At 60.3% G+C, this 4,058-nt stretch carries 4 protein-coding genes; 2 read left to right on the plus strand and 2 right to left on the minus strand.

Annotated features, from left to right (window positions below):
• Positions 1 to 278 precede the first annotated feature (278 nt).
• On the minus strand, positions 279 to 893 hold the full coding sequence (locus EOA24_RS43390; protein WP_245467045.1) for a hypothetical protein: 615 nt from the start codon (positions 891 to 893) through the stop codon (positions 279 to 281).
• 60 nt (positions 894 to 953) lie between these two features.
• On the opposite strand from EOA24_RS43390, the gene EOA24_RS43395 reads away from it, so the two are divergent.
• Positions 954 to 1,595, plus strand: a complete 642-nt coding sequence (locus tag EOA24_RS43395; RefSeq protein ID WP_245491192.1) for a BBE domain-containing protein — start codon at positions 954 to 956, stop codon at positions 1,593 to 1,595.
• A gap of 511 nt (positions 1,596 to 2,106) precedes the next feature.
• On the opposite strand, the gene EOA24_RS29505 is transcribed toward EOA24_RS43395, so the two are convergent.
• The gene (locus tag EOA24_RS29505; RefSeq protein WP_245491193.1) at positions 2,107 to 3,054 is read right to left on the minus strand and encodes a pyridoxal-phosphate dependent enzyme; all 948 of its coding nucleotides are present in this window, start codon (positions 3,052 to 3,054) and stop codon (positions 2,107 to 2,109) included.
• 292 nt (positions 3,055 to 3,346) lie between these two features.
• Here EOA24_RS29505 and EOA24_RS29510 point away from each other — a divergent pair.
• A partial coding sequence (locus EOA24_RS29510) for an alpha/beta hydrolase (RefSeq protein WP_189354341.1) occupies positions 3,347 to 4,058 on the plus strand: 712 nt, incomplete at its 3' end.

A 4,058-nucleotide genomic window follows, 5' to 3' on the forward strand; every position in this document is an offset into this window, starting at 1 on the left:
CGCTTAGATATTAAAGAGAATGTTCAAGCCTGCCGCTAAAGCCGCATAAGAACCTGGCCCGCGCGGTTCGGGCACTGGGATCCAGCGGCAACGTCAGCTGTTGCATCGGATCGTCGCCGGGATCATGATCCCCTTGGCTAATAAATTCCGACGTAGAATCGTTCGGACCGTTCGCTTTCTGCGCCGGTTTCACCGTGGCTTCCGCGACAGTGCGGTCGCCCGACAGGAGGGGAAGCGTCATGGGAGTCCAAACAGAACTTGCTCGCAACTTTCTCGGATCAATTCTCCAGCCCGGCGCGCCGACTTTTGATGAGGTAAGGAGGATACACAATGGCCTCGTCGACCGACGCCCCGCAGTCATTGCCCGTTGTCGAGGTATTGCCGATATCGTCGATGCTGTCCTTTACGCCCAGGCGACCGGACTGGAGATTTGCGTACGCGGCGGCGGCCACAACGTCGCTGGGCGTGCAGTGGTCGACAATGGCCTTATGATCGACCTCTCCTTGATGAAAGGAGTTCACGTGAATGCTGCCGCCCGGACGGCCATAGTCGAGGGTGGGGTGACTTGGAGGGAGTTGAATAGAGAGACCCAGTTGCATGGTCTTGCGACCACTGGAGGCGTGATTGGAAGTACTGGTGTTGCTGGACTTACCCTCGGCGGCGGCCTTGGATGGCTTATGCCGAAATACGGGATGGCGCTGGACAATCTGATCTCCGTCGATCTGGTGCTCGCAGACGGTTCCGTAGTGAAAGCGAGCGCCGACGCAAATCCCGATCTCTTCTGGGCGCTCCGTGGCGGCGGTGGCAATTTTGGCGTTGCCGCTTCCTTCGAGTTCCGCCTGCATTCCGTCGGCCCTGTCGTGTTCGGAGGTATCGTTGCCTTTCCATTCCATGAGGCGAGACAAGTCCTCCGCGGGTTCCGGGACCTCGCTGAAAATGCCTCGGACGACCTTATGCTCGTCGCCGGCTTAACTACCGCGCCAGACGGGTCGGGCACCCCGATCGTTGCCATCGTTTCCTGTCATATCGGCTCACCCGAAGATGCGGAGATCGTTGGAAGCCAGATCCGGAGCTTTGGCACCGTAGCGGTGGATGCGTTAGGGCCGATACCCTATGTGGACCTCAATGGAATGCTGGACGCGGGCTTCCCTTCCGGCGCATTCAACTACTGGAAGTCCACGTTCCTTCCGCGCCTTGACGACGATGCTGTCGAGGCCCTCGTGATCGCGTATGAGCGCTGCCCGGTTCCAACAAGCTCGATCTTGCTGGAAGGTTTCCACGGCTTTGCGTCGCGCGTTCCGGTAGAATCCACCTCCTTCGCGCTCCGTGACATTGGCTTCAACACGCTCGTGCTTGGCCAATGGATGGACAAGGCCTCTGCGGATCGCACCACCGCTTGGGCGCGCGCCAGCTTCGATGTACTCAAGTCCTTTGCTGGCAAGCGTCGCTATGCAAATTATTTGGGGGCAGACGAGGACGCCGGCGCGGCAGCGTTGGCCGCCTATGGTCAAAACCTCGCAAGGCTGCGGCAGTTGAAAACGCGCTATGACCCGAACAACATCTTCCATCATAACGTGAACATACCACCCGCCTAGGATATGGCGTTCTAGTCAGAGTAGGGTACCGCCAATACAGCGATGCAACCGGTTTGTCTGTCGATAGGGCTTCGAAAGTGAGGTTACCAGGTTCAAACACTGTTCCCGCAACCAATTCTATCATAACCGTCCCGGTCTGACCGGGGCGGTTTTTTGCGTTTAAAGCGCACGCAATCGTCGCTGCGCGCCGGTGGGAGCATCACCGCGCCGAGAAGCCGCGCGAACCGGAAGAGCGAGCAAGTTTGTGCACCTCAGGAGAGATATGGCGCGCTTTAAAGGCAAGCCTTTTGTTTCTATTGTGTGCGGTTACCGGTTGCTCGTATTTGGGAGTAGCTAGGGCAAGGCCCGATGTCGGGAAGGCAGCTATGCGCCCACAGTCAGCCGTAGAGATCAGCCTGCAACTTCCGGAATGCGGACATCGCCGGCGACCACTGTAGAGGTCGTGGTTGCTAGAAGCGGTCGCCATTTTACCAAGCTTCAATTGCCAGATGCGAATACAAAGCGCCTGCGCTTAGGTGGCAATTGCATCAGAGCCTGCGCCGCAAACGATCGCGCAGACCAGCTCATTCTTCTCTATCGAGATGCGACCTTTGCGCAGGGCGGCGAGGGCGGCAGCGCCGCTGAGGTCCGCCGCCAAGCCCATTTCGAACCAGAGCCATTTGGCTGCGGCGCGCATTTCGTCGTCGCTGACCAGCACGATCTCATCGACCCGATCGCGAACGGCTTCGAAGATTCGATCGTCGGAGCGCGCGCACGACATTGTTGCTACCCAGGTGGTCACCTTGTCGAGGGCGATGTTGCGGCCCGCCTCCAGCGAACGCAGCAGCACCGGCGATCCTTCGGCTTCGATGCCGACCACTCGCACACCCGGCTTCAGCCCCTTGAGCGCAGTGGACACCCCCGTGATAAGGCCGCCGCCACCCATCGCCACGAGCACGGTGGTCATCTCAGGCAGCTCCTCGAGCAGCTCGAGGCCGACCGTTCCCTGCCCGGCAACAACATCCGCGTCGGCAAAGGGATGGAAATATGCCGCGCCTGTCTCGCGGTGGAAGGCCAGAGCGGCGACGTTGGATTCATGCCAGGCGGAGCCAACGATCCGAACGTCGGCCTTCCAGGCCCGGAGCTTTTCGATCTTCTCGAGCGAGGCGTTGCTCGGCAGGAAAATAGTGGCCGGCACCTGTGCCATGAAGCCGGCGCGGGCCGTGGCGATGCCGTGATTTCCCCCTGATGCGGTGACGATGCCATGAGCGATGTCGCGGGCATCGAGCGCCAGCAGCCGGTTCGTGGCGCCCCGCGCCTTGAACGAGCCCGTGACCTGCAGCAGCTCAAGCTTCAAAGCAAGCCGATAGCCTTCGCCAGCTCCCGACTGGAGATTGGTCGCCTCGACCACCGGCGTGCGGCGGACATTGCCTCTGATCCGCTCGGCCGCCGCCCGGATGTCGTTCAGCTCGACGATCATGCGATCGCTCCCTCATAGGGCGCGGCCACCGTCACGCAGCAATTACCGACGCCGACCGGCCAGGCTGCCGACGACTATAGACCATCCCGTCGGCGGCGTAGAGCACCATCGAAAGCACACGCTAAATCGCGTCGATCGGTACTGGCGACGCGGTGCCATGGCGCATCTTCCGGTTGAGGCGTGAAGAGAGTTTGCAGACAAGAGGGCCGCAGGTTAGCGTTGATCCATGTTCATTTCCGCATAGGGCAATGATGAGATGACACCCCGAACCAAGTACGCGCGAAGCGGGGAAGTGGCCATCGCCTATCAGGTCTGGGGGAGTGGTCCAATAGACCTTGTTTGGGCACCGGGAACGGCATCCCACCTCGATCTGGAATGGGAAATGCCACTGCGCGCTCTGTTTTTCGAGAAGCTTGGGGCGTTCTGCCGGGTCATCAAGTTCGACAAGCGTGGAACCGGGCTGTCTGATCGCCCGATCCGAATGGCGACTCTTGAGGAACGGACCGACGACATCCGGGCGGTGATGGATGCCGAGAAGGTTGAGCGTGCCAGTCTTTTCGGTGTTTCCGAGGGGGGCTCGATGACAAGTTTGTTTGCTGCCTTGAACCCGGACCGCGTGAGATCGCTAATCGTCTGGGGCACGCAAGCTCGTTGGTGCGCTTCGGAAGACCACCCATGGGGTTTGTCGTCCGAGGCGTATGATCAGCTCATCAAGGATGTGGCTGAGAACGGCCCCTCAGACGAGTACATCCGTGGAGCAGGGGTCGGGCTCGGGCGTAGTGTCGATCAAACGGTGGTCGATGCCCAAGCGCGTGTTATGAGGGCCGCGGCGAGCCCGTCCGCATATGCGGCCTACGAAGCGATGAATCGGGACATCGATATCCGGAATATCCTTCCTGCGATCTCAGTGCCAACGCTAGTCATGATCCGTTCCCACGATCCGGTTGCATCGGCTGAAGCCGCGCGCGACATGGCGCGGCGCATACCTCAAGCAGAAATGAGGG

It is taken from the genome of Mesorhizobium sp. M2A.F.Ca.ET.039.01.1.1, from assembly GCF_003998035.1.
Classification (GTDB): domain Bacteria; phylum Pseudomonadota; class Alphaproteobacteria; order Rhizobiales; family Rhizobiaceae; genus Mesorhizobium.

Bases quoted from the DNA above. Each gene is read 5' to 3' on its own strand.
- EOA24_RS43390 (WP_245467045.1), bottom strand. From the start codon at position 893: ATGGAATGGAAAGGCAACGATACCTCCGAACACGACAGGGCCGACGGA.
- EOA24_RS43395 (WP_245491192.1), top strand. From the start codon at position 954: ATGCTCGTCGCCGGCTTAACTACCGCGCCAGACGGGTCGGGCACCCCG.
- EOA24_RS29505 (WP_245491193.1), bottom strand. From the start codon at position 3,054: ATGATCGTCGAGCTGAACGACATCCGGGCGGCGGCCGAGCGGATCAGA.